Source organism: uncultured Friedmanniella sp. (assembly GCF_964244285.1).
Lineage (GTDB): Bacteria > Actinomycetota > Actinomycetes > Propionibacteriales > Propionibacteriaceae > Microlunatus.
Genome location: NZ_CAXTHT010000001.1, coordinates 439,300 through 464,144 on the forward strand (window position 1 = coordinate 439,300; position 24,845 = coordinate 464,144).

The window sequence follows — 24,845 nt, forward strand, 5'->3', positions numbered from 1 at the left end:
ACACGCCAACGGACCTGCGGATCACCGCAATTGCTCACCCTGTACTAGAGGTCGACTCCCGCACCGCCGAGGCGTCCCGTCTCCGAGCGCGGAGGAATGAGGTCAGCGGACGGCCGGGTTGTGCGGGGCCGACACGTCGATCGAGGTCTTCGCCTTCTTGCGCAGGGCGGTCACGACCTGGGCCTTGAGCGGGGACTCGCTCGCGCTCCCCCAGTGCACGACGATCCCGCCGCTCAGGTCGAGGGTGATGTCCTCGACCGACGTCGCCTGCAGCCGGGTCACCCGGCCACGGAGCCCCTCGGGCAGCGCCGCCGCGACGACGCCCAGCTGCACCATCAACGGGGTCGCGGTGGGATCGGCGTCGGTCCGCAGCACGCCGTCCGGGATGGAGCTGCTGGTCTCGTACGCGACCCCGTGCCCGTCGACCAGGGCGTAGCCGTCCGGCTGCGGGACGGCCAGCAGTGGCCGCCGCTCGACCACGCTCACCGCCACCGTGTGGGGCCAGTCCCGCACCACGTGCACGGAGTCGACCCGCGGCAGCGTGGCGACGCGCTGCGCGACGGCGTCGAGGTCCTGGCGGGCCAGCGGCACCCCGAGCGGGACCGCGGCGGCGGTGCGCACCTCGGCCGCGGTGACATGGTGCTGCCCGCTCACCGTCACGGTCCGGGCGGCGAGGACGGAGGAGAACCCGACCAGCCAGCCGGCGACCGCGAGCAGCAGCACGAGGACGAGCACCAACCCGGCCCGGATCAGCGCCCGACGCCGGGAGCGGCGCCGCTGCAGCTCGGCGCGCAACGGCCCGGGGACGGAGGCGCCCGAGCTGGCGGTGCCGGGAGCCCGTCGGGTGTCGACGACGGTGGGGCTCATACGGCTCCTCGGGTCAGGGTCAGGGCGGTGACGATCTGGGGCGCGACCAGGGTGACGTCCCCGCAGCCGACGGTGATCACCAGGTCGCCGGGGCGGGCGATCCGGGCCACGGTGGGCGCCGCGGCGTCCCAGTCCGGCTCGTAGGTGACGTGGGTCCGGCCGCCGACGGCGTCGGCCACGAGGGCGCCGTCGATGCCGGGAATCGGATCCTCGCGGTCCCCGCAGACGTCCATCACCACGGCCTCGTCGGCCAGCTCGAGGGCCGCCGCCAACTCCGTGGAGAAGTCTCGGGTCCGGGTGTAGAGGTGCGGCTGGAAGCAGACGACCACCCGGCCCTCACCCACGCCGGTCCGGGCGGCCAGCAGGGTGTTGCGGACCTCGGTGGGGTGGTGGGCGTAGTCGTCGAAGACGCGGATACCGTCCACCGTGCCCACCAGCTGGAAGCGCCGGTTGGTGCCCGCGTAGCCGTCCAGCTGCTCGCGGACGGCCGCCTCCGGAGCCCCGAGCCAGGTGGCGACGGCGTAGCAGGCCGCGGCGTTCAGCACGTTGTAGTGGCCGGGCACGGCGAGCGCGACCGGTCCCCCCGTGTCACCGGCCGTGAGGACGAACGAGGAGCCCGTACCCGCGAAGCCGGCGTCGCTGATCCGGACGTCGGCGTCCGGATGCTCGCCGAAGGTGACGATCTGCAGCGGCTCGGCACGGCCGGCCACCGCGGCACGGACCCGCCGGGTCAGGGTGACCGCGCCCGGGTCGTCCGCGCTGACCACCAGCAGCCGGACCCGCTCGGCGGTGGCGAAGCGGAGGAAGCCGTCGGCGTAGTTCTCGGCGTTGCCCCAGTTGCTGAGGTGGTCGGGGTCGACGTTGGTGACGACCGCGACCTCGGCCGGGTACTGCAGGAACGAGCCGTCGCTCTCGTCGGCCTCGACGACCATCACCTCACCGCCGCCCAGGTGCCCGCCGGTCTTGGTGCCGGTCGGCGCACCGCCGATGACGAACGAGGGGTCCAGCCCGCAGCCGGTCAGCACGCGGGCCAGCATGGCCGTGGTGGTCGTCTTGCCGTGCGTCCCCGCCACCGCCACCCCGCGGTGGCCGAGCATCAGGGAGCCGAGCGCGGCGCTGCGGTGCAGCACCCGCAGGCCCCGCCCCCGGGCCTCGGCCAGCTCGGGGTTGTCCTCGCGGATGGCCGAGGAGGCCACCACGGTCCGGGCGTCGCCGAGCTGGTCGGCGGCGTGCCCGACGTGCACGCGGGCGCCGGCGGTCTCGAGGGCGCGGAGGTAGGCGGAGTCGCTGCGGTCGCTGCCGCTGACGCGTACGCCCAGCTGGACCAGCATGGTGGCGATCCCGTTCATCCCGGAGCCGCCGATGGCGATGAAGTGGACCGGGCCCAGCTCAGCCGCCGGGACCAGCTCGACCGGGTCAACGAGTGGCATGGGTGGAGACCTCCAACGTCCGCGACGCCAGCTCGGCCGCGGCGTCCAGCCGGGCAACACCGCGGAGGGCCGCCGTCATCCCGGCCAGCCGGTCGGTGTCTCTCAGCAGCGCCGGGATCGTCGCCTCGACCCAGGCCGGGGTGCAGTCCGCGTCGGCCAGCAGCAGGCCGGCGCCGGCCGAGACCACGTGAGCGGCGTTGCGGGCCTGCTCGCCGTTGCCGTGGGGGTAGGGCACGAAGACCGTCGGCAGGGTCACCGCAGCGGTCTCCAGGACGGTGCTGGCGCCGCAGCGGCCGAGCATCAGGTCCGCCGCGGCGTAGGCGTCCTCCATCGCGTCCACGTAGCCGAGCGGCCGGTAGACCGCCCCCGTGGCCCCGTCGGTCTGCCCCGACGTCTCCTCGGTCAGGTTCTTGGGTCCGAGGACGTGCAGCACCGAGATCCCCGCGGCGAGCAGTGCGGACCGGGCGCCGAGCACCGCGCGGTTGATACTGGCCGCGCCCTGGGAGCCGCCGCTGACCAGCAGCACCGGACCCTCGGCGGGCAGCCCGAACCCGGTGCGCGCCGGTCCCCGAGCGGCGGGCCGGTCGAGGGTGGTGATGGAGCGGCGCAGCGGCAGGCCGAGGTAGCGGGCGTGCGGCAGCGGGGTGTCGGGGAAGGACGTGTAGACGTGCCGGGTGAGCCGCGCCGCGAGCTTGTTCGCCAGGCCGGGCAGGGCGTTCTGCTCGTGCAGCACGATGGGCAGGCCGAGCCGTCGGGCGGCCAGGTAGACCGGGGTGGACACGTAGCCGCCGAAGCCCAGCACGACGTCGGCCCGGGTCCGGCGCAGCACCGCCCGCGAGGCGTCGACGGCCCGCCACAGCCGGGCGCCGACGAGGGCCTGGTCGACTCCGGGGCGGCGGGGCAGCGGGACGGGCGGGATCAGCTCGAGCGTCAGCCCGGCCGCCGGGACCACGGTGACCTCCAGCCCGCGGGCGGTGCCCACCGCCGTCAGCCGCGCGTCGGGGCGCTGCCGCTGCAGCTCCTCGGCGGTCGCGATCAGAGGCGAGGTGTGACCGGACGTGCCGCCGCCCGCGAGCACGACCGAGGGTGGGAGTCCGGTCCGGCGCGCACTCATCCGCGAGCCCGGGCGCGGCCGGTGCGCGAGCCCACCACCGTGCTGACCCGGGCGCGGCCGCCGGAGGACCGCTTGGCCAGCACCTTGCGGGCGGCCGGCTCGCGGCGGGCGCAGCCCAGGAGCAGCCCGACGGCCAGCAGGTTGGCCAGCAGGGCCGAGCCGCCGTAGGAGACCAGGGGTAGCGGCACGCCCGCGACCGGCAGCAGCCGCAGCACGACCGCCAGGTTGATCAGGGCCTGGACCATGAACCAGGTGGTGACCCCGCCCGCGATGTAGCGGGCGAACGGGTCGTCGGAGCGGGTGGCGATGCGGATGCCGGCGTAGCCCAGCACCAGGAACAACCCGAGCACCACGAGGCTGCCGAAGAGGCCGAACTCCTCGCCGAGGACGGCGAAGATGAAGTCGGTGTGGGCTTCGGGCAGGCTGCCCCACTTCTGCCGGCTGCCGCCGAGGCCGACCCCCCACCAGCCGCCGGAGGCGATGGCCTCCAGGCCGGCGTTGGTCTGGTCGTTGGCCCCGTCGAGGTCGGCGCCGGAGTTCAGGAAGGCGGCCAGCCGACGCATCCGGTTCGGGCTGGTGACGAAGAGCCCGACCACCCCGAGGCCCCCGACGCCGCCCAGCAGGCCGAGCACGCGGAGCGGGGCGCCGACGATGAACAGCACGCCCGCGACGATCGCGGCCATCACGACCGCCGTCCCCGCGTCGCCCTGGAAGACCACCAGCAGGATCAGCAGCCCGCTCACGGGCAGGTACGGGACCAGCAGGTGCATCGGCCGGTTCAACAGCCGCTGCTTGCGGGCCAGCACGTCCGCACCCCAGACGATCATGGCCAGCTTCGCGAACTCGGCCGGCTGGATGGTGAAGGCGTCCGACCCCAGGTAGAGCCAGTTCCGGTTGCCGTTGATCTCCCGCCCCAGCGAGCTGTAGGTCAGCGTGAGCAGCACCAGCGCCAGCCCCATCCCGAACCAGCCCAGGGCCCGCAGCGCCTTCGCCGGCAGCCGCATCATCACCACGGCGCCGATGACGCCCGCCACCACGAACGCGGCCTGCCGCTTCAGGTAGTGGTAGGAGTCGCCGTCGAAGTTGACGTAGGCGATGACGCTGGACGCCGACAGCACCATCATCAGCCCGAGGATCAGCAGCAGCGCGACCGAGCCCAGCACCAGGTGGTAGCTCGTCATCGGCCGGTCGAGCACCGCACGCAGCCAGCCGAGCACCTCGCGCGTCATCCCGGCACGCGGCGGGGTCGCCAGCACCTGACGCTTGTCCGAGGCCGCTGTGGGGGCGCTCTCCCGCGGGGGGACTCGCGGGGGAATCAGTGTCGCCACAGCCTGGGTGCTCCTTCTGCCGCTCGGCTACGCCGTCCCGGCCGGGCCCGTACCGGGTCCGGCCGTGAGCGCCCGGATCGCCTCGACGAAGGCGTGGCCGCGGGCGGCGTAGTCGCTGTACATGTCCTTGCTGGCGCACCCCGGGGCGAGCAGCACCACGTCGCCGGGCCGAGCCAGCGACGCAGCCGCCGCCACGGCCTGCGTCATGGCACCAGTCTCTGTTGAGGTGATGACCCGCACGGGGACCTCGGGCGCGTGTCGAGCGAGCGCGTCGGCGATCACCCCGCGGTCCACGCCGAGCAGCACCGCGCCCCGCAGCCGGTCGGCGTGGGCGCTGACGAGCTCGTCGAAGGTCGTGCCCTTGGCCTGGCCGCCGGCGATCCAGACCACCTTGCCCCCCGGGCCTCCGGTGTGCTCTGGGTCGTCGGGCCCGGTCCCGCCGAAGGCGTGCGGGGTCGCATCCGAGCCGAACGCCCGCAGGGCCGCGTCCGCGGCGTGCGGGTTGGTGGCCTTGGAGTCGTCGACCCAGCGGACGCCGTCCCGCGTGGTCACGGTCTGGATCTTGTGCGAGCCGAGGGTGACGTTGCGCAGACCGTCGCGGACCGCTGTCGGGTGCACCCCGTAGGAACGGGCCAGCGCCGCGGCGGCGAGCGCGTTGGCCACGTTGTGCGGGGCGAACGGGGTGACGTCGCTGAGCTTGGCCAGCTCGAGTGCGGAGTCGCGGCGCTGCTCGATGAACGCGCGGTCGACGAGCAGGTCCTCGACGACGCCGACCATGGACGGCCCGGGCGTCCCGAGGGTGAAGCCGATGGCGCGGGCGCCCTCGACCACCTCGGCCTCCTCGACCATCTTCTCGGTGGCAGGGTCGGCGACGTTGTAGACGCAGCTGACCGCGACCCGCTCGTAGATGCCGGCCTTGGCCGCCGCGTACGCCTCGAAGGAGCCGTGCCACTCCAGGTGGTCCGGCTGCAGGTTGAGCACGGCAGCCGAGTGCAGGGCCAGCGAGTGCGACCAGTGCAGCTGGTGGCTGGACAGCTCGACGGCCAGCACGTCGTACGGCTCGGGGTCGAGCACGATCTCCATCACCGGACGGCCGATGTTGCCGACCGCCGCGGTCCGCAGCCCCGACGCGCTGAGCATCGCGGCCAGCATCTGGGTGGTGGTGGTCTTGCCGTTGGTGCCGGTGATGCCGAGCCACGGGATCGCCTTGGCCGGCCGGCTCAGCCGCCACGCCAGCTCGACCTCGCTCCAGATCGGCACCGCGCGCTGGGCAGCCTGGGTCAGCAACGGAGCCGTCGGTGACCAGCCGGTGGTGATGACCAGGTCGGCGTCGGCGGGCAGCACCGCGGTCGACCCCGGCCCCAGCCGGACCGTCCCGCCCAGCACCTCCAGCAACGCGCCCTTGTCGGCGTTCGCCTCGCTGGCCAGATCGTCCAGCACGGTGACCCGGGCCCCGAACTGCAGCAGCCCGTCCGCCGCCGCGAAGCCGGAGACCCCGACCCCGGCCACCACGACGTGCGCCTGCGACCAGTCCGACGCGCCGTCAGCCGAGCTGAGCCAATCAGGTGAGGTCATCGGGGCACCCAATCAGGCACGGTCCGGCGCGCCGCCGGATGGAGGAGTGATGAGCGGGACACGCTTTCCGTCCCGCGAAGAGCGACGACACCGGCGGGTCTGAGCGCCGGGCACGTCCGAGCGGAGCGAGGACCAAACATCACGTTCCCGCCACCCATTCGGCGTAGAAGATGCCGAGGCCGGCGGAGACGAAGAGGCCGGCGATGATCCAGAAGCGCATCACGATGGTCACCTGAGCCCAGTTCAGCAGCTCGAAGTGGTGGTGGAACGGGGTCATCTTGAAGAGCCGGCGCGGGGTGCCGGTGATCCGGCGGGTGAGCTTGAAGTAGCTGGTCTGCAGGATGACCGACCCGACCTCGATCACCAGCAAACCGCCCAGGATCAAGAGCAGCAGCTCGGTGCGGGTGAAGATCGCCATCCCCGCCAGGGCGCCGCCGAGGGAGAGCGAGCCGGTGTCGCCCATGAAGATCTTGGCGGGCTCGGCGTTCCACCACAGGAAGCCGAAGCAGGCGCCGGCCAGGGCGATGGCCACCACCGCCAGGTCGTAGGGGTCGCGGACCTCGTAGCACTTGGGCCCGGCGGAGGCCGTGTAGGCGCAGGACTGGTTGTACTGCCAGATGTTGATCAAGGCGTAGGCGCCGAAGATCATCACGCAGGCGCCTGCGGCCAGGCCGTCCAGACCGTCGGTGAGGTTGACCCCGTTGCTGGCGGCGGCGATCAGCAGCATCACCCAGACGACGACCAGCACGATCGGCAGCTTGTCGAGCCAGCTGACGTCGCGGAGGAAGGAGATGGCCGGCGAGGCGGGGGTGATGTGGCGCTCGTCGGGGAACTGCAGGGCCAGCAGGGCGAAGATGATCGCGACGACCGACTGGCCGGCGATCTTGGCCTTGCTGCGCAGGCCCAGCGAACGCTGCTTGCTGATCTTGATGTAGTCGTCGGCGAAGCCGACGACGCCGAGCCCGGCGAAGAGGAAGAGCACGAGCATCGCCGAGGCCGACGGCACGGTCCAGGTCAGCAGGTGCGAGCCGAAGTAGGCCACGAGGACGGCGGCGATGATCACCAGGCCGCCCATGGTCGGCGTGCCGCGCTTCACGTGGTGGGAGGTGGGGCCGTCGTCGCGGATCAGCTGACCGTAGCCCTTGCGGACCAGCACCCGGATGGCCAGCGCGGTGCCCAGCAGCGTCCCGAGCAGAGCCAGCGAACCCGCGAAAACGATGGTCTTCACGCGGGATCCTCACTGCGGGCGGTCGGCTGGTCACGTGGCTCCCCAGACCCGGCGGAGACCGTCAGGGCCTCGGCCACGGTGTCCAAGGTTAAGCCACGCGAGGCTTTGACCAGCACGACGTCACCCGGCGCCAGCCGGGCGCGGACGGCGGCGAGGGCCTGCTGCTTGTCCGTGGTCGCCAGCACGGACGCCGGGTCGGCGCCGGCCGCCAGCGCTGCGTCGACCATCCCCGCCGCGTGCTCGCCGACCGCGACGATGCGGCTGACGTGCTGCTCGACGAGGTACCGGCCGAGGTCCGCGTGCTCGGCGGACGCGGTGTCGCCGAGCTCCAGCATGTCCCCGACCACGGCCCAGGTCCGGCCCCCGGACGACCGGCCCAGCTCGGCCAGGGTGGACACGGCCGCCCGCATCGAGTCGGGGTTCGCGTTGTACGCGTCGTTGATGACGACCACGCCGTCCGCGCGCTCGACCAGCTCCATCCGCCACCGGGACCGGGCCCCGGCCCGGCTCAACCTGTCGGCGATCACGCCCAGCTCCAGGCCGACCGCGGTGGCGGCGGCCGCGGCGGCGACGGCGTTGGCCACCTGGTGCCGGCCGGTCAGCCGGAGCGCCACCTCGGCCCGCTCCTCAGCCCCGCCGGCCGTCCGCGCATGCAGCCGGAAGCGGTGCCGGCCGAGCCGGTCAGCGGTCGAGTCCCCGGCCCAGAGCCCGGGGCCGTCGGGAGCACCGCGGATGGAGAAGGCGAGCACGTCGGCGGGGGTCCGGGACCGCATCGCCCAGACCCGCGGGTCGTCGGCGTTGAGCACGGCCCAACCCTCAGCCGGCAGCGCCTCGACCAGCTCGCCCTTGGCCCGGGCGATGGCGTCCTGACCGCCGAACTCCCCCACATGGGCCTGGCCGACGTTGAGCACCACCCCGACCCGGGGTGCCACGACCTGGCAGAGGTAGGCGATGTGGCCGATCCCTCGGGCGCCGAGCTCGGCCACCAGGAAGCGGGTCTCTGGCGCGACCCGGCAGGCCGTCAGCGGCACGCCGAGCTCGTTGTTCAGGTTCCCGACCGGTGCCACCGTGGGGCCGGCCGCCTCCAGCACCTGGGCCAGCAGGTCCTTGGTCGAGGTCTTGCCCTGCGAGCCGGTGATGCCGACCACCTGCAGACCGGCCGAGCCACCCTGACCCGCGCCGAGGTCGACGACGAGGCGGGCGATCCGGCCGAGCGCGGCCAGCGGGTCCTCGACGACCAGGCACGGTGCACCCGGCACGTCCCGGCTGGTCAGCGCGGCCACGGCCCCCTGTCCGAGGGAGCCGGGGACGTGGTCATGACCGTCGACCCGAGCTCCCACCAGAGCGACGAAGAGGGCGCCGGGACCCACCGCACGGGAGTCGGCCACCACCGACGTCACCAGCGCGGCCGGGTCGCCCGCCGTCAGCGGGACGCCGAGCAGGGCCACCAGGTCGCCCAGCGCCACGGGGATCACGAGGGACCTTCCCGGCTCAGGACGTCCCACTCCTCGCGTACCACCGCGGCGTCCGCGAAGGGCAGCACCTGCGCACCGACCTGCTGGCCCGTCTCGTGCCCCTTGCCCAGGACGGCGACCACGTCGTCCGGGCCGGCCAGGGCCAGGGCCTGCCGGATGGCGCTCCGCCGGTCCCCGCCGTCGATCACCCGGGCGCCGCGCAGGCCCGCCTCGGCTCGCGCCCCCCGGAGCACGATCTCGCGGATGGCGGCCGGGTCCTCCGAACGGGGGTTGTCGTCGGTCACCACGACCACCGCGGCGTCGGCGGCGGCCGCAGCGCCCATCGGAGCCCGCTTGTCCGGGTCCCGGTCCCCACCGCAGCCGAGGACGACCACGCAGCGCCGCCCGTGCAGGGCGCGCAGGGCCGCGGCGACCGCTTGCGGGGTGTGGGCGAAGTCCACCACCACGGCCGGGGCGCCGGCGGGCATCGGCACCCGCTCCATCCGGCCGGGCACCGTGGCCCCGCCGAGGCCCGCCGCGGCCGCCGTCACGTCGAAGCCGGCGAGCTCGACCATGGCCAGGGCGGTCAGGGCGTTGCGGACGTTGAAGTCCCCGGGCAGCCGGAGGGTGAAGGTGACCTCGCGACCTCCGGCGATGGCGACGACGGCCGTCTCCCCGTCCGGGAGCAGCCGGGTCGAGCACGCGCGGTAGTCGGCCCCGTCGTCTAGCAGCGAGACCGTCCGCACCTCCAGCTCGGAGGTACGACGGACCTGCGCCAGCAGCTGCCGACCGCGCGGGTCGTCGAGGTTCAGCACCACCCGCCGGGTCCGGGCAGGGGTGAAGAGCTGGGCCTTCGCGGCGAAGTAGGACTCCTCGTCACCGTGGAAGTCGAGGTGGTCCCGGCCGAAGTTCGTGAACGCGGCCACGTCGAAGTCGATCGCGTCGACCCGGCCGAGCACGAGCGCGTGCGACGAGACCTCCATCACCACCGCATCGGCGCCGGCCTCGGCCAGGTGGGCCAGCAGCGCCTGCAGCTCGGGGGACTCCGGCGTGGTGACGGTGGTCCGGGCGGCGTCCAGAGGCCGGCCGTCGAGCAGGAAGCCGATGGTGCCGACGTTGCCCGTGCGGTGACCTGCCGCGCGGAGGGCGGCGTCGAGCAGAAAGCTGGTGGTGGTCTTGCCGTTCGTGCCGGTGATGCCGAACATGGTCAGCCGCTCCGCGGGCCGGCCGTAGACCTCGGCCGCGACCTGGGCCATCACCGCCCGGACGGCATCCGCGACGAGCACGGGCAGGCCCGCCCGTGTCGCGAGGTCCAGCCCCGCCGGGTCGGTCAGCACCGCGACCGCCCCCGCCTCGGCGGCCGCGGCACCGAACGTGGCGCCGTGGTGGCGCTGCCCGGGCAGGGCCACGTACAGGTCGCCCGGCGCGACCAACCGCGAGTCCAGGGTGATCCCGCTGACCTCGACGGCGGCGTCACGGGCATCGACCGAGGACCCGGCCAGCGTCGCGAGGACCTGGAGCGGCACCGCACGGGCCGCACGCGGCCGCAGCGTGGGGACCGGAGCAGGGAGCACGGTCCGACGCTACCGACCGGAGGGGCGGCGCAGCCGGCGGAGGACGCCCGGACGGGTGCCGCGACGGCTCACCACGAGATCGGCAGGGGCTTGCGGATGGTCTTGTCCGGGGCCACCGAGTAGCGCGGCAGGGCCTGGTTCATCACGTCCAGGACGACCGGTCCGGCGGTCCCGCTGCCGGTGTCACCCTTGCGGGGGTGGGTGAGCACCACGTAGGTCATCAGCTTCGGGTCGTTCAGGGGCGCGAAGTTCACGTAGGAGGTGACGTAGCTGCCCTTCGGGTAGCAGTGGCACTTGGAGTTCGCCAGCTGGGCCGTGCCGGTCTTGCCGCCGGTGTCGTAGGCGTCCATCGCCAGGTTCTGCTGGTTGTCGACCACGGCGGCCATCAGGTCACGCACCGACGCCGAGGTGGCGGCCGAGACGATCCGCCGTGGGTTCCTCTGCGGGTTCGCCAGCTCAGTCCCGGACGCGGTGGTCTGGCTCTTGACCAGCGTGGGCGGGTTGTAGATGCCGCCGTTGATGATGCCCGCGATCGCCGCCGCCTCCTGCACGCCCGTGACCGACAGCGCCTGGCCGAAGGCGACCCGGTCCCGCTGGGCGTCGTCCATCGTGGCCGACGGGATGATCCCGGACGCCTCACCCGGCACCTCGATGCCGGTCGGGCGGCCGAGACCGAAGCTGACCAGGTAGTCGTGCAGCTGCTGCTTGCTGATCTGCCGGGTCAGGAGGGCGGTGCCGATGTTGAGGGACTTGGCCACCACGCCGCGGAGGTTGTAGTGCAGCTCCTCGTGCTCGTAGTGGTCCTTGATCATGGCGCCGCCCGAGGACAGCCGGTTCGGGATCTTCACGTGGGTCTTCATGGTCACCGCACCGGAGTCGAGCAACGCGGCCGAGGTCAGCACCTTCTCCACGCTGCCGGGCTCGTAGGTCGCGGCGGCGGCGCGGTTCCCGCGGTCGTCCTGGTCCTTCGCGGTCAGGTTCCCCGGGTCGAACGTCGGCACGTTGGCCATCGCCAGCACCTCCCCGGTCTTCACGTCCAGGGTGATCGCGAACCCGGAGTCGGCGTCGGTCTTCTCGACCGCGGCCGCCAACCGGCGCTCCGCGGTGTACTGCAGCTCGGAGTCGATGGTGAGCTGGACGTCCACGCCGTTCTGCGCCGGCGTGAGCGAGCTCCCCCCGAGCGGGATCTTGTTGCCGTTCGGCGCGCTCTCGTAGGTTTCCTTGCCCTCCACCCCGGCGAGGGAGGAGTTCAGCTCGCTCTCGATCCCGGCCACGCCGGTTCCGGCCCCGTTGACGAAGCCGACGACCGAGGCGGCGGTCGAACCGGCCGGGTAGGTACGGATCGGGTCGCTCTCGCGGAAGACCCCGTAGATGCCCCGGTTGGACAGGTCCGAGGAGAGCCGGCTGTAGGTGAGGGCCGGGACCTGCTTCTTCAGGTACACGAAGTGGGTGTTCGGCTTGGTCAGCAGCGGCAGCAGGTCGGCGGACGACATCTGGAGGTACGGGCTGAGGATCCCGGCGATCTCGACGGCGTTCTTGAGGGTCAGGGTCGGGTCGGCCGTCACCGCGACCGCCGGCTGGGTCGAGGCGAGCACGGCCCCGTTCCGGTCGGTGATCTCCCCGCGCGAGGGCAGCAGCGGCAGGGTGCGGGTGAACTGGTCCGTCGACGTCGCGGCGTAGGCCGAGGAGTCGAACCCCTGCAGCTGCAGCAGGCGGCCGGCACAGAGCGACAACCCGACGGCCACGACCAGCAGGACGGCGTGCAGCCGGCGGCCGGACGGGGCCAGCGGCAGCCGCAGGGTCGCGAGCTGGTGGCCCCAGCGCGACCGCAGCTGGGCTGCGCCGCTGCGGGCCGAGGACGAACGGGCCGAGCCGGTCGCTGAGGAACCCCGACCCGATGAGCCCCGGGCGGGCGGGCGAGCCCCGGACCGCGGCTGACGGAGCGGACGCTCGGTGCGCCCGTCGGCGCGGGGCTGATGGGCTCCCCCATGCGAGCCCGCGGCCGGGCGGGTGGTGGTCCGGCTCGGCGCGCTGGGGTGCGGACGGCGCTCCGGCATCAGCCGTGCCCCGCCGCGGTGGAGGTGGTCGCCTTCTTCTTCGTGCTCGTGGTCTTGTCGTTTGTGGCGGCCTTCTTGGCGGTGGCGACCTTCTTCTTGGCCGCCGCTTCGGCCTTGGCCTTCGCTGCGGCCGCCGCCTTGGCCTTGGCGGCCTCGACCTTGGCCTTCTTCGCCGCCTGCAGGGCCTTGGCCTTCGCCTCGATTGCGTCCGCCTTCGCCTTCGCCTTCTTCGCGGCTGCCTTGGCGGCCGCCTTCGCCTTTGCCTCGGCCTTGTTCGCGGCGATCTCTGCCGGGGTGTAGACGATCAGGCTCTTCAACTCGTCGCCCTCGACCGGCGCGGCCGGCCCGATCACCTTGCCGCTGGGGACCACCAGCAGCGCGGGGTACGGGTTGGCCCGCATCCCGAGCTCTGAGGCGCGCCGCGCGAGCTCGGGAACGGCGGAGACCACGTCGATCTGGTTCTCCAGGTCGGCCTGGGTGTACGCGAGCTCGGTGGCCTGACGGTCCAGCGTGCGGGAGGCGAAGGCCTGGTTCTGCAGGGTGGTGTTCAGCATCAGGAGACCGGCCATGCCCAAGCCGAACACACCGATCAGCACCAGCAGGAAAGGCGCGCGGGGAAGCCGGCCGGCGGGGGTCCGGACGGCACGCAGCCGTCCGGTACGCCGGTCCGCCCCGGTCCGGCGCTCTCCGGTCTCGAGCTCCCCGGTCCCGAGCTGCCCGGGTGCGACCGGTGCCCACAGTGCGCTCATGCGCCTACCTCCTGGTGCGAGCGACCCCTCGGGCCGGGCTCGTCGATACGGACAGCGGCCCGCAGCCGCGCCGATGCGGCGCGCGGGTTGAGGGCGGACTCCTCCGGGGTGGGGCGCTCGGCCCCCCGGGTGAGCAGCCGGAGCTCGGGACCCATCCCGGCCGGCACGACCGGCAGGTCGCGTGGTGCCCGGTCGGTCGAGCGGACGGCCAGCAGCTGCTTGACCAGCCGGTCCTCCAGCGAGTGGTAGGCCAGGACGGCGATCCGGCCTCCGATCGCGAGGGCCGCGACGGCGCTCGGCAGCACGGACTCGAGCGCGGCCAGCTCGGCGTTGACCTCGATCCGCAGGGCCTGGAAGGTGCGCTTGGCCGGGTGGCCGCCGGTCTTGCGGGTGGCGGCGGGGATGGCGGCGTACAGCAGCTCGACCAGCCGGCCGGAGCTGGTGAACGGCTCGCTGCTGCGGGCCTCGACGACCCGGCGGGCGATCCGGTCGGCGAAGCGCTCCTCGCCGTAACGACGCAGGATCCGGGCCAGCTCCGCCGCGCTGTAGGTGTTCAGCACCTCGGCGGCGGTCAGCTGCTGCCGTCCCATCCGCATGTCCAGCGGGGCGTCCTGGGCGTACGCGAACCCGCGGGCTGGGTCGTCGATCTGCAGCGAGGACAGCCCGAGGTCGAGCAGCACCCCCTGGACGCGAGGGTGACCCAGGTCGGCCAGAACGTCCGGCAGCTCGTCGTAGACGGCCTCGACCAGCGTCACCCGGTCGGCGTAGGGGGCGAGGCGGACCCGCGCCCGGGCCAGCGCCTGGGGGTCGCGGTCCAGGCCGATCAGTCGGGCCTGCGGGCAGGCTTCCAGCAGCGCCGCCGCGTGCCCCGCCAGGCCGAGGGTGCCGTCGACCAGGACGGGAGCGGCGTCGGCGTCGGCGTCGGCATCCGCCGGGGTGAGTGCCGGCGCGAGCAACGCCACCACCTCGGACAGCATCACGGGCACGTGCACCCGCTCGTCCGACGGCGACATCTCGACCCTTCAGCTCAGACGACCCGTGTGCGGGGGTTTCAACCCGGGGCCCGGATCGACCACCTGGCACCGGGGAAGGTGCGCCAGGGTGTCGGACCCTCGGGTTGAAGCCTCTGCACACGCGCCGCGCGTACTCGATCTCCTGCTGGTCCTGCTGGGTGGTGCTGGTCCTGCTGTCCTGCTGGGTGGTGCTGCTCGTTCGGTGGAGCTAGGTGGTGGTGCGGACGGACTGGGGAAAGCCGCCCTCGTCGAAGCTGGCGAAGCCCGCTTCCTTGTCCTGCTGGTACTGCTCGAAGCTGGCGGGGTCCCAGACCTCCAGCCGGTCGAAGACGCCGGAGACCACGCACTCCTTGTCCAGCCCCGCGTACGCCCGCAGGTGCGGCGGGATGGTGATCCGGCCCTGCTTGTCCGGCGTCTCGTCCGAGGCGCCGGCGGCCAGCATCCGCTGGTAGTCCCGCACCTGCTGGCTGGACGAGGAGCCCCCGACCGACTGCGCCAGCCGGACGAAGGTCGCCATCGGCCAGATCGCCAGGCAACGCTCCTGGAACCGCGTGATGACCAGGCCGTCGGCCAGGTTCGGGCGGTACTTGGCGGGCAGGATCAGTCGTCCCTTCTCGTCGAGCTTCGGGGTGTGCAGGCCCAGGAACACGGCTGCACCTCCCTCGCCCGTCAGTCAGTCGGTCTCGAGCCGGTACCCGGTCGGGCCGTGACCCGGTCGATACGCCCCCGCGTGCTCCAATTTCCACCACTCTACTCCACTTCCCTCCACTTGCACCCCCTGAGCACGCCGGACACCCCACCGGTGGCTCTTCCGACCCCGGCTGGCGTGCTGAAGGACCGCGTAGGGTTTGGCAGCGTCCCGATCAGAGGACGCATACGATGACCACGACCGCGACGGAGCTGACGCCCGCGCGCGGCGCGGGGACGCATACGACGTGCGGATCGACGCCGGCGGGGTCCTCACCGGACGGAGGCAGGCGTGAGTCTGAGCTACGAGAAGACCGACCTCGACGAGGCAGGCAACGCCTACTCCCTCGGTGACGTCGTCGCGGTGATGGGACAGGTGCGCGCGGCCATCGAGTCGGTGATCGAGGGCAAGCGCAGCTCGGTCGACATGGCTCTGACGGTGCTGCTCGCCGAGGGCCACCTGCTGGTCGAGGACGTGCCGGGCGTGGGCAAGACCATGCTGGCCAAGGCTCTCGGCCGCTCCATCGCCGGCTCGGTCCGCCGGATCCAGTTCACCCCCGACCTGCTCCCCTCCGACATCACGGGGGTCTCGATCTTCAACCAGGAGACCCGCGAGTTCGAGTTCAAGCCGGGTGGCATCTTCGCCAACATCGTCGTCGGCGACGAGATCAACCGCGCCTCACCGAAGACGCAGTCCGCCCTGCTCGAGTCGATGGAGGAGCGCCAGGTCAGCGTGGACGGCACCACGTACCTGCTCGAGGCGCCCTTCATGGTGGTGGCGACCCAGAACCCGATCGAGATGGAGGGCACCTATCCCCTCCCCGAGGCCCAGCGCGACCGCTTCATGGCCCGGATCGAGATGGGCTACCCGACGCCCAGCGCCGAGCTCGACATGCTCGAGTCGCACGGCACGGCGGACCCCCTGAACGACCTCTCGCCCGTCACCGACGCCGCGACCCTGCGCGGGCTGATCGACGCGGTGAAGACGATCTACGTGAGCCCGGCCGTCAAGCACTACCTCGTGCAGGTGGTGAACGCCACCCGGAACTCGCGTGACCTCCGGCTCGGCGCCTCGCCCCGGGCCACGTTGCAGCTGCTCCGCGCCAGCCGCGCGTACGCCGCCCTGGCCGGCCGTGACTACGTCAGCCCCGACGACGTCGCCGCCCTCGGCGTCTCGGTGCTCGCGCACCGGGTGCTGCTCTCGACCGAGGCCCAGCTGGCCCGCCGGACGGTGACCGACATCATCGCCGCGGCCGTCTCCTCGGTCCGCCTGCCCGACCGGCCCGGCCCCGCCGCGCGAGCCGGTGCCACGGGCCGGGTCTGAGTCCGGTGGGACGCCCCTGGCGGCTGCTCACTCCCCGGGGCCGCTTCTTCGTCGTCGTCGGTGTCGTCGGCCTGCTGACCGCCATGGTCGCCGGCCAGCGCGACATCATGCGGCTCGCCCTGCTGCTGCTCGCCCTGCCCGCCGTAGCGGCCGTGATGGTCTCCCGCGCCCGGCTGCGGCTGTCCTGCGAACGGGCGATCGAGCCCGCCGAGGTGCCCCTCGGCTCGCCGATGCGCGGCCGGATCACCCTCGGCCAGGACGGACGGCTGCCGGCCGGGATCTTGATGCTGGAGGACTCGGTCCCCCGCGAGCTGGGGCTGCGGCCCCGCTTCCTGGTGGACAAGGCCGACCTGAGCTGGCGCCGCGAGGTCGAGTACCCGCTGCTCGGCCGGGTGCGCGGCCGCTTCACGACAGGTCCGCTGATGGTCCGCACCACCGACCCGTTCGGACTGGTGCAGCTGGACCGGCAGTTCGTCGCCACCAGCGACGTGATGGTCACCCCGCAGGTCGTGGCGCTGGGGCCGATGCGGGCCTCCGGCGGGGGCGGCAGCACCGGGGAGGCCCGGCCGCACCGGATCGGGGTGGTCGGGCAGGACGACTCCCTGGTCCGGGAGTACCGCCAGGGCGACGAGGTCCGGCGGATCCACTGGCGTTCGACCGCGCACCGGGGCGAGCTGATGGTGCGGCGCGAGGAGCAGGCCTGGGACCCGAGCGCGAACCTGGTGCTGGACTCCCGGGTGGGCGCGCACGCCGGTCGCGGTCTGCACAGCTCGCTCGAGTGGGCCATCTCGGCGGCGGCCTCGGTGGCCCTGCACTTCCTCGACCAGGGCTACAGCGTCGAGATCTTCGAGGCCGACGGCCCGCTGCACATCACCGGCAGCATGGGCCAGCACAGCTCCGCGTCGGCCGAGCTGGTGATGAGCCGGCTCACCGACCTGACCCCGAAGGTGACCTCGAGCCTGCACTACGCGGTCCAGTCGGCCGCTGAGGAGCGGGCCGGCCAGCTGGTGGTGGCGGTGCTGGGACGGATGGACGCCGCGGACGCGCACACGCTGCTGCGGCTCCAGCGGAACCGCTCCCAGGGCATGGCGTTGATGCTGGATGTGGACACCTTCGCCGACACCCCGGCCAGCCCCCGGCAGCGCGCCGAGCACGAGCTCGCCGGCCAGATCCTGCGCGAGAACGCGTGGCGGGTGGTGGACGTGCCGCGCGGCCTGGGGGTCGCGGACGCATGGGCCGCCCTCGGCGAGCTGCGGGCGGTGGCCTGATGCGCGCCAGCGACCGGACCACCGCAGCCGTCGTCCTCGCCCTGTTCCTCGCCGGGTTCACCCTCGTGCCGCTGACCTCGGACCTGCGCTACCTCGGGGCGAGCTGGGGCTTCCTGTTCGTCCTCGGGGTGGCGTCGGCGCTGCTGCACCGTGCCCGGCTCTCCGCCGCCGCCGTGCTGTCGGTGCAGGTCCTGATCGGCGCGCTGCTCAGCGCCGCGCTCAGCCTGACCCTGTCCTGGACGGGCGACCCCTGGTACCTCCACTACCTCGACCTGTGGCAGGGCGGCGTCGAGCACATGCAGACCCAGGGCACGCCGATGGACCCGAACGACGGCGTCATCCTGATCTTCGCCACCGCGGTGGCGGCACTGCTCATCATCACCGACCTGCTGGCTACGGGTCTGCGCCGTCCGGCCTGGACGATCGCCCCGCTCGCGGCCCTGTTCCTGGTCCCGGCGATCGGCCTCGGCACCGACACCGGGGTGCGGAGCTTCCTGCTCGTCGCGATCGGCTACCTGGCCGTGCTGATCGCCGACGGGCTGAACACCACCGGCCGCTGGACCCGCGGTCTCTCGCGCGACTCCGCCGAGACCGTGGGGGCGACCCCGGTGGTCTGGCGGGCGGCCACCCTGATCGGCGTCCCCGCCCTGATCGGCACCCTGGTGCTCGGCTCCCTGCTGCCGACGCTGAGCCTGTCCGGCCTGGGCATCGGCAACGGCGCGGGCGGCGACGGGCCGCTGCAGCTGACCGACCCGAGTCTGGATCTGCGGCGCAACCTGAACCAGCCCCAGGACAAGGAGGTCATCGACTACCGCACCGACGCACCGGGCGGGCTCTACCTCCGGCTGGCCTCCCTGCCCCAGTTCAACTCCTCAGGCTGGGGCAACGTGCAGATCAGGCTCAACACCGGCAACCAGCTACCGGCGGTGCCCGGGCTGAGCGACACCACCGGCGAGCAGCGCAACGTCACCATCAGCGTCAAGGACTTCGCCTCGCAGTACCTCCCGATGCCCTACGCCCCGCGCGGCTTCAACGCCGCCGGGGACTGGCGCTACGACGCCAACTCCCTGACCGTGGTCAACGGAGCCAACCAGGCCTCGGCCCTGCGCAACCTCACCTACAGCGTCACCAGCGTGGACGTGACCCCGAGCGCCGCGCAGCTGGACAAGGCCGTGGCCGGCACCCCGCTCGACGCCTCCATCACGGGCGCGATCCCCAAAGACCTGCCTCAGGACCTCATCACCCTCACCCAGGACGTCGTCCGCGGCGAGGACACCCCGGCCGGCAAGGCCGCCGCCATCCAGGCGTACCTGCGCAGCGGCGCCTTCACCTACGACGTCAGGCCGCTGCCGGGCAACGGCTACAAGGCGCTGGAGAACTTCCTGCTGCGGGACAAGCGCGGGTACTGCGAGCAGTTCGCCGCCTCGATGGCGATGATGGCCCGGATCGCCGGCATCCCCTCGCGCGTCTCGGTCGGCTTCCTGCCGGGCAAGCAGGACGGCGACACCTGGCGGGTCTCGATCCGCGAGATGCACGCCTGGCCTGAGCTGTACTTCGCCGGCTACGGCTGGGTGCGCTTCGAGCCCACCCCCGGCAGCGTCACCGGCTCGGCGCCGCCCTGGACGGTGGACACGTCGAACGGACCCAGCACCAAGCCGTCGGAGGAGCCGAGCGTCAAGCCCTCGGAGGACGAGCCGTCGGCGAGCGCGCAGGCGACGCAGGCGCCGGTCGACCCGGGTACGACTTCGGGCGACACCGCCACCTTCCCGTGGGGCAAGACGCTGGCCGGCTCGGGCGTCGGACTGCTGGTGCTGCTGCTGCTGGCCGCTCCCGCCACCGTCCGGGTACGACGGCGAAGCGCCCGGCTGGCTGCCGGACAGCTGGCTGATGACCAGGTCGAGGCCGCGTGGGCGGAGATCCGCGACACGGTGCTCGACTACGGCGGCTCCTGGCCCAGCGGCTCCCCGCACGTCATCAGCGCCGAGGTGGCACACCGGCTCGACGCCGAGGAGTCTGCCGCGATGGGCCAGGTCGCAACCCTGGTCGAGCGGTCGAGGTACTCCCGTCGCTTCGACGACGCCGCCGCGGCGGCCCTGGTACCGCAGCTGACCGACGAGATCCGGCGCGGCCTCGCCGCACCCCTCAGCCGGCGCCGACGGGTCCTCGGCCTGCTGGTCCCCCGTTCTCTCTTCCGCCGCGGCGCCCGCGAGCTCTGACCCGGGCTCGTAGCCCAGCCCGGCCTGACTCAGGCCAGCAGGCCGGTCAGAGCGTTGGTGCAGAGGGTCCAGGCGGGGGTTCCGACCGTGATCGGGGCGAAGTGGTCGCCGGCGAAGGTGCTCAGCCGGCTGTCGTCGCCGGCCGCGCGGGCGGCGGCGGTGAACGTCTCGGACTGACTGAGGGGCACGTTGCTGTCCGCTCTTCCGTGCACGCAGACCGTCGGGACACCGAGCGGCAGTCGCGCCAGGGGCGAGGCGAGAGCGTAGGCGTCGGCCACGGCGTCCGGCCCGCCGCCCATCAGGTCGGGGACGGCCGTTCCGCCGACCCCGTCGCGGGCGGCGCCAGCCAGGTCCATCACGCCGGCCTGGGCCACCAGCCCGCGCAGCCGGACCACCGGGCCGGCCCCCGGAGCGCCGGCGGGCAGGCCGGGCCGCGCACCCAGCCAGCCGACGAGCTGACCGCCGGCGGAGTGCCCGAGCCCGACCACCCGGTCGAGCTGCAGTCGGTCGGCTGCGAGCCGCTGTCCGTCGGTGGCCAGAGCGTCGACCGCGGCTGCGACGTCGAGCATCGTCCGCGGCCAGCCGCCGCCACCGGCCTGCCGGCTGCTGCCGACCCGGCGGTACTCCACGTTCAACGCCGCCCAGCCCCGGCCACGGAGATCCTGGGCCAGCGGCCGGCCCAGCTCGGCCCCGTACCCGGTCCGCCAGAACCCGCCGTGCACCACCACCACGACGGGTACGGGACCCTCGCCCTCAGGCAGCGAGAGCTCGGCGAACTGGCTGGGGTGGTCGCCGTAGGTGAAGGTCGCAGGCATCGGGCTCTCCTCGGCTGGTGCGGTGGTGCCGGCCGAGCAGCCGGAGGCCCAGGCGCCCGCGCCACCGACCACGCCGGCCAGGAGCGCCCGCCGTCTCAACCGCGCCGTCCCGGAACGACAGAACGCACCCGCTCACTGAGCAGGTGCGTCCTGGGAAGCCGTGAAGTCAGAAGCCGGACTCGTCGCGGCGCTTGCGCCAGCGCTCTTCCATCTTGTCCATGAAACCCTGGTTGTCCGCGGGCCGGGAGCCCTGGGCCGTCTTGGCCCGGTCGTGGGACCGGCCGAGGTCGGCGCTGGTGCCCACGTGCTGCCAGGAGTAGATCGCGGTGACCGCGGCCGCCACCATCACGACGAAGCCGAGGACGCTGACCACGGGGTTGGTCGAGATGCCGACCACCAGCAGCGCCAGTCCCGCGAAGAAGCCGACGCCCGCCAGGGCCGCACGCCGGCGGTGCACCCGGCGTACGCCGGTCCCCCGAAGTGCGTTAACCAGCTTCGGGTCCTCGGCGGCCAAGGCCGCTTCCATCTGCTCGAGAAGCCTCTGCTCCTCGTCTGAGAGGGCCATCGGCCACCTCCCGCCAGTCTCGTCGTTCGCTCCGCCGTCATGGTACGCGCCAAATCTAGGGACTCGACGGCAGGACTGCGTACCGACGATGCTCGAGACACTTCGTGGCCAGACGACCTGCCCTGGTGGGGAGAGTCGAAGGCCAGTTTAGGTGGCGATCAGGCCAAGCGAAACGGATACCAGGAATTAGCGCGGACGAGTCAAGGCGGCACGCCGTACGGCGGTCGGACCGAACTTGCGCACGGCCGCGTCGACGGCCTGGTCGGCCTCCTGCCAGCCGTGCTCGGGGTCGGTCAGCTGCGGCTGACGGTAGGCCCGTCGGACCGGCCCGAGGCCCTCGACCCGGACGCCGACCCGCCGGATCCGGGCTCGGGTCAGGCCCATCCGCTCGTACAGGGCGACGGCAGCGCCGTAGACCTCCTCGGTCACGTCGGTCGGCGTCGCCAGCGTCACCGAGCGCGTCACCTCGGTGAAGTCGGCGAACCGCAGCGACACCGCGACCGTCCGGCCGACCAGCCCCGCCTTGCGCATCCGCCGGCTGGTCCGGTCCGCCATCCGCAGCAGCTCCCGACGGACGGTCTCCGGCTCGTCGGTGTCGCGACCGAGGGTCTCCTGGGAGCTGATGCTGCGTTCGGGCTGGGTGGCCACCACCCGCCGCCGGTCCCGTCCCCAGGCCAGCTCCTGAAGACCCCGGCCGGCGTGCGGCCCGAAGGCCCGGCGCAAGGTCGAGGCGGGGGCGTGGGCGAGCTCGCCGACCGTCTCGATGCCGAGGCCGTACAGCCTACGGGCGGTGGGCACCCCGACCCCCCACATCGCCTGCACGGGCATCGGGTGCAGGAAGGCCACGACGTCCTCGGGCAGCACCTCGACCAGACCGTCCGGCTTGGCGGCCCGCGAGGCCACCTTGGCAACGAACTTCGACGGCCCGATGCCCACCGAGCAGGTGATCGCCTGCTCGTCGGCCACCGTGGCCCGGAGCCGCTCGCCGATCGCGGCCGGCGGACCGTACATCCGCAGGCTGCCCGTGAGGTCGAGGAAGGCCTCGTCGATGGAGGCGGACTCCACCGCGGCCGAGACCCCGGCGAAGACCGCGACGATGGCCCGGGACACCTCGCCGTAGCTGTCGAAGTCCGGCGGCAGGAAGACCGCACCGGGGGCCAACCGGCGGGCCTGCCCAGACGACATACCGGAGCGGACGCCCAACGCCCGGGCCTCGTAGGTCGCCGACAGCACCACCCCGCGGTGCGAGCCTCCGACGATGACCGGCCTACCTCGCAGCTCGGGTCGCTGGCGCAGCTCGACGGAGGCGTAGAACGCGTCCATGTCGACGTGCATGATCACGGGGACCGGCGCGTCGGACCGCTCCGACTCACCGCCCCCAGCTCTCCCAGCCTCAGCCACGGCGGCGTCAGTCGACCCGGGCGAGCACGTGCAGGTGCGGCGCCAGGGCCCGGAAGGCCGGGTCCTGGCTCACCTCGGACTCGAGTGCGGCCAGGTCGGCGCGAGCGCCCGGCTGGGCGTCGAGGACCGACTCGGCCACCAGAGCCGCGATGGCCCCTACGCCGTGGCTGGCGACCACGGTGAACCCGGCCGCCTCGACCAGCCGGACGACCGAGCCGTGGTCGAAGCGGCTCCGGTCGGCGTAGGTCTGGCGAGCCAGTGCAAGGTGACCGGCCAGCGCGTGAGCGAGCACCGCGGCGTCGCGCTGGGCGACGAGCAGGCTGAGCAGACCACCCGGACGGAGCACCGCGGCCATCGCCGCGAGCGCGTCGGCGGCGGAGTCCACCACATCGAGCACCCGGTGGCAGACGACCACGTCGGCGCTGGCCGGGCCGAGGAGGTCGAGGAGGTCGGCCGCATCGCCCTGCCGGCCGGTGATCCGGCCCGTCAGGCCAGCCTCAGCGGTCCGGCGCTCGAGCGAGGCCAGTGCGTCCGGGCTCGGCTCGACCACCGTCACCCGGTGGCCGCGGCCAGCCAACGCGGTGGCGCTTCCCCCGGTACCGCCGCCGAGGTCGACGACGTCATGGCTGCGACCGCCGTCCGGCGCCAGGGCGTCCAGCTGTTCGGCCAGCAGGTCCAGTACGAAGGTCGAGGAGTCGGGCCGACGTCGTCGGTACTCAGCCACGGAGCCCTCCTCGGACACGATCGGCCGGCCGAGGACCGGCCGTCTCGGCTCGCAGCCTAGTGCTGGGCGGGCGACCGGCCACGTCGTCGTCACCGGCGACCCGCCCCGGCGGCGGGCTCGCAGACCTGCGACCGTACGGTCAGCGCCCGGTCCACCAGATCGAGGAAGCGCTCGGTACCGCGGACCAGCTCGTCGGCCTCGACCGCGCTGACCACGCCGGTCCGGCCCCCACGGACGGCGTCGCGCCGGTCCTCGGACGCGGCGTAGAAGGACGCCCACCCGGCCAGACCCGGAGCGATCTCGGCCACCGCGCGCCAGGCGTTCCGGGGCCGCCGCATCCGCTCCGGGCAGGAGCCGAGCGCGAGGACCACAGCCGCGACGCGCAGCGCAGCCAGGTGTCCGGCCAGGAAGCGGTCGTCGGGCGCGACCGTGCGCTCGGCCTCGAGCAGCGCGACCCGGGCCCGCGCCAGGTCCCCGGGCAGCCCGCTCCCGCTCACGTCGAGGCCGGCTGGAGCCACCAGCGGCCGCCCTCGTCGCAGGCGAGCCCGAACGTCTGCTGCGGACGGTCGGGGCCCTGTCCGGCCAGCACCCGCCAGGACGCGGCCCCCGGAGCCCACCGGTCCGGACGCGCCTCACGCACCAGCCAGAGCTCGTTCCGCCACAGGATCTGGGTCGGCGGTCCGGCCCCGTCCGAGAGTCCCCGGACCTCGACAGGTTCGGGGGGAGCCGGAGCCACAACCGCGGTGACGGTGGCGTGGGCAGGGAGGGCAGGTCGACGAGCGCGGACTGGGGCTGGGGACGGCATGGTGAACTCTCCCTCGAGGTGTGGTTGACAGGGGACGTGGTCGACAGGGGTTGGGGCGGCGGCCCGCCCGGCGGAAGCCCCGGCGTGGACGGGGGTCGAGGTCCGTCCACGCCGGGACACGCAAGGAGCGCGTGCCGCGAACACCCGCTGCCATGTCCTCAGGCGGCCCGGTGAGCCTTCCCCGGCTCGGTCACCCCACCGGTTCCCGGTGAGGTAATGGAACGCCTGTTCGAACACGGATCAATCTACACGGTGGCACCGACAGGTCAAGGGGTCTCCGGGGGCTCGGTCCTCGTCGGCGCGGCGGCCGCCGCCGCCCGGTCGGTGTGTCCGAGGCTCCTGCCGGGAGCGACCCGGTCGCGAACCAGCCGCTTCAACGGGCCGAGCTCGGGGAACCCGCCCTCGACCTTCCGGTCCCAGACCACCTCCTCAGCCACCCGGACCCGGAAGACCCCACCCGTACCGGGCCGCAGGGCGACCTCGCCGAGGTCGGTGCCGAACGAGGTGAGCAGCTCCGAGGCCAGCCAGGTAGCCCGCAGCAGCCAGCGGCACTGCGTGCAGTAGGTGATCTCGACCCGCGGCCGAGCGGGTTCGGGAACGGTCGGCAGCTCAGTCATGGCTCCAGCCTGGCACCTGGGTCCCGGCTCCCGG

General features: G+C 73.3%; 22 protein-coding genes. 3 read left to right on the top strand and 19 right to left on the bottom strand.

Going from position 1 to position 24,845, the window contains the following annotated elements; translation table 11 throughout:
* Positions 1–102: 102 nt before the first annotated feature.
* The 12 genes from ACFE7W_RS02080 to mraZ all read right to left on the bottom strand — a co-directional run bounded on the left by ACFE7W_RS02080 (position 103) and on the right by mraZ (position 15,038).
* The gene (locus ACFE7W_RS02080; protein ID WP_375423106.1) at positions 103–867 is read right to left on the bottom strand and encodes a cell division protein FtsQ/DivIB; all 765 of its coding nucleotides are present in this window, start codon (positions 865–867) and stop codon (positions 103–105) included.
* Positions 864–2,297, bottom strand: a complete 1,434-nt coding sequence (gene murC, locus ACFE7W_RS02085) for a UDP-N-acetylmuramate--L-alanine ligase (RefSeq protein WP_375423107.1) — start codon at positions 2,295–2,297, stop codon at positions 864–866. Before murC ends, ACFE7W_RS02080 begins: the two co-directional genes overlap by 4 nt.
* Positions 2,284–3,411, bottom strand: a complete 1,128-nt coding sequence (locus ACFE7W_RS02090; RefSeq protein ID WP_375423108.1) for a glycosyltransferase — start codon at positions 3,409–3,411, stop codon at positions 2,284–2,286. Before ACFE7W_RS02090 ends, murC begins: the two co-directional genes overlap by 14 nt.
* Entirely contained in the window at positions 3,408–4,667 is a 1,260-nt protein-coding gene (gene ftsW, locus ACFE7W_RS02095; RefSeq protein WP_375423109.1) for a putative lipid II flippase FtsW, read from the bottom strand. The genes ACFE7W_RS02090 and ftsW overlap by 4 nt, the downstream gene beginning before the upstream one ends.
* Before the next feature lie 99 nt (positions 4,668–4,766).
* The gene (gene murD, locus ACFE7W_RS02100) at positions 4,767–6,314 is read right to left on the bottom strand and encodes a UDP-N-acetylmuramoyl-L-alanine--D-glutamate ligase (protein ID WP_375423110.1); all 1,548 of its coding nucleotides are present in this window, start codon (positions 6,312–6,314) and stop codon (positions 4,767–4,769) included.
* 139 nt (positions 6,315–6,453) lie between these two features.
* Complete coding sequence (gene mraY / locus ACFE7W_RS02105) at positions 6,454–7,542, bottom strand: phospho-N-acetylmuramoyl-pentapeptide-transferase (protein ID WP_375423111.1); 1,089 nt, start codon at positions 7,540–7,542, stop codon at positions 6,454–6,456.
* Complete coding sequence (gene murF, locus ACFE7W_RS02110) at positions 7,539–9,017, bottom strand: UDP-N-acetylmuramoyl-tripeptide--D-alanyl-D-alanine ligase (RefSeq protein WP_375423112.1); 1,479 nt, start codon at positions 9,015–9,017, stop codon at positions 7,539–7,541. Before murF ends, mraY begins: the two co-directional genes overlap by 4 nt.
* Positions 9,014–10,522 (bottom strand): UDP-N-acetylmuramoyl-L-alanyl-D-glutamate--2,6-diaminopimelate ligase, encoded by a 1,509-nt coding sequence (locus ACFE7W_RS02115; RefSeq protein ID WP_375423524.1) that lies wholly within the window; start codon positions 10,520–10,522, stop codon positions 9,014–9,016. Before ACFE7W_RS02115 ends, murF begins: the two co-directional genes overlap by 4 nt.
* Before the next feature lie 116 nt (positions 10,523–10,638).
* The gene (locus ACFE7W_RS02120; RefSeq protein WP_375423113.1) at positions 10,639–12,627 is read right to left on the bottom strand and encodes a peptidoglycan D,D-transpeptidase FtsI family protein; all 1,989 of its coding nucleotides are present in this window, start codon (positions 12,625–12,627) and stop codon (positions 10,639–10,641) included.
* Positions 12,627–13,376: a hypothetical protein gene (locus tag ACFE7W_RS02125; RefSeq protein ID WP_375423114.1), complete on the bottom strand. Its 750-nt coding sequence runs from the start codon at positions 13,374–13,376 to the stop codon at positions 12,627–12,629. Before ACFE7W_RS02125 ends, ACFE7W_RS02120 begins: the two co-directional genes overlap by 1 nt.
* Positions 13,373–14,389: a 16S rRNA (cytosine(1402)-N(4))-methyltransferase RsmH gene (gene rsmH / locus ACFE7W_RS02130; protein WP_375423115.1), complete on the bottom strand. Its 1,017-nt coding sequence runs from the start codon at positions 14,387–14,389 to the stop codon at positions 13,373–13,375. The genes ACFE7W_RS02125 and rsmH overlap by 4 nt, the downstream gene beginning before the upstream one ends.
* Positions 14,390–14,597: 208 nt before the next feature.
* Positions 14,598–15,038, bottom strand: coding sequence for a division/cell wall cluster transcriptional repressor MraZ (gene mraZ, locus ACFE7W_RS02135; RefSeq protein WP_375423116.1), 441 nt, complete (start codon positions 15,036–15,038; stop codon positions 14,598–14,600).
* 405 nt (positions 15,039–15,443) lie between these two features.
* On the opposite strand from mraZ, the gene ACFE7W_RS02140 reads away from it, so the two are divergent.
* The 3 genes from ACFE7W_RS02140 to ACFE7W_RS02150 are packed head-to-tail and all read left to right on the top strand — an operon-like array spanning position 15,444 to position 19,884.
* Positions 15,444–16,400 carry an AAA family ATPase gene (locus tag ACFE7W_RS02140; protein WP_375423525.1) on the top strand — a complete coding sequence of 319 codons (957 nt, stop codon included), beginning with the start codon at positions 15,444–15,446 and terminating at the stop codon, positions 16,398–16,400.
* A gap of 5 nt (positions 16,401–16,405) precedes the next feature.
* Entirely contained in the window at positions 16,406–17,668 is a 1,263-nt protein-coding gene (locus ACFE7W_RS02145; RefSeq protein WP_375423117.1) for a DUF58 domain-containing protein, read from the top strand.
* Entirely contained in the window at positions 17,668–19,884 is a 2,217-nt protein-coding gene (locus ACFE7W_RS02150; protein ID WP_375423118.1) for a transglutaminaseTgpA domain-containing protein, read from the top strand. Before ACFE7W_RS02145 ends, ACFE7W_RS02150 begins: the two co-directional genes overlap by 1 nt.
* Before the next feature lie 29 nt (positions 19,885–19,913).
* Here ACFE7W_RS02150 and ACFE7W_RS02155 read toward each other — a convergent pair whose 3' ends face one another.
* From ACFE7W_RS02155 to ACFE7W_RS02185, 7 genes are all read right to left on the bottom strand, one after another.
* A complete protein-coding gene (locus tag ACFE7W_RS02155) occupies positions 19,914–20,699 on the bottom strand; it encodes an alpha/beta hydrolase family protein (protein ID WP_375423119.1) in 786 nt (261 codons plus the stop codon).
* 166 nt (positions 20,700–20,865) lie between these two features.
* Positions 20,866–21,264, bottom strand: coding sequence for a DUF3040 domain-containing protein (locus ACFE7W_RS02160; protein ID WP_375423120.1), 399 nt, complete (start codon positions 21,262–21,264; stop codon positions 20,866–20,868).
* Between the two features lie 186 nt (positions 21,265–21,450).
* Positions 21,451–22,665 (bottom strand): DNA polymerase IV, encoded by a 1,215-nt coding sequence (gene dinB / locus ACFE7W_RS02165; protein ID WP_375423121.1) that lies wholly within the window; start codon positions 22,663–22,665, stop codon positions 21,451–21,453.
* A gap of 7 nt (positions 22,666–22,672) precedes the next feature.
* A complete protein-coding gene (locus ACFE7W_RS02170) occupies positions 22,673–23,389 on the bottom strand; it encodes a class I SAM-dependent methyltransferase (RefSeq protein WP_375423122.1) in 717 nt (238 codons plus the stop codon).
* 89 nt (positions 23,390–23,478) lie between these two features.
* On the bottom strand, positions 23,479–23,907 hold the full coding sequence (locus ACFE7W_RS02175; RefSeq protein WP_375423123.1) for an SAV_6107 family HEPN domain-containing protein: 429 nt from the start codon (positions 23,905–23,907) through the stop codon (positions 23,479–23,481).
* Positions 23,883–24,125, bottom strand: coding sequence for a hypothetical protein (locus tag ACFE7W_RS02180; RefSeq protein ID WP_375423124.1), 243 nt, complete (start codon positions 24,123–24,125; stop codon positions 23,883–23,885). The genes ACFE7W_RS02175 and ACFE7W_RS02180 overlap by 25 nt, the downstream gene beginning before the upstream one ends.
* A 335-nt stretch (positions 24,126–24,460) precedes the next feature.
* The gene (locus ACFE7W_RS02185) at positions 24,461–24,811 is read right to left on the bottom strand and encodes a SelT/SelW/SelH family protein (RefSeq protein WP_375423125.1); all 351 of its coding nucleotides are present in this window, start codon (positions 24,809–24,811) and stop codon (positions 24,461–24,463) included.
* Between the last annotated feature and the right edge of the window lie 34 nt (positions 24,812–24,845).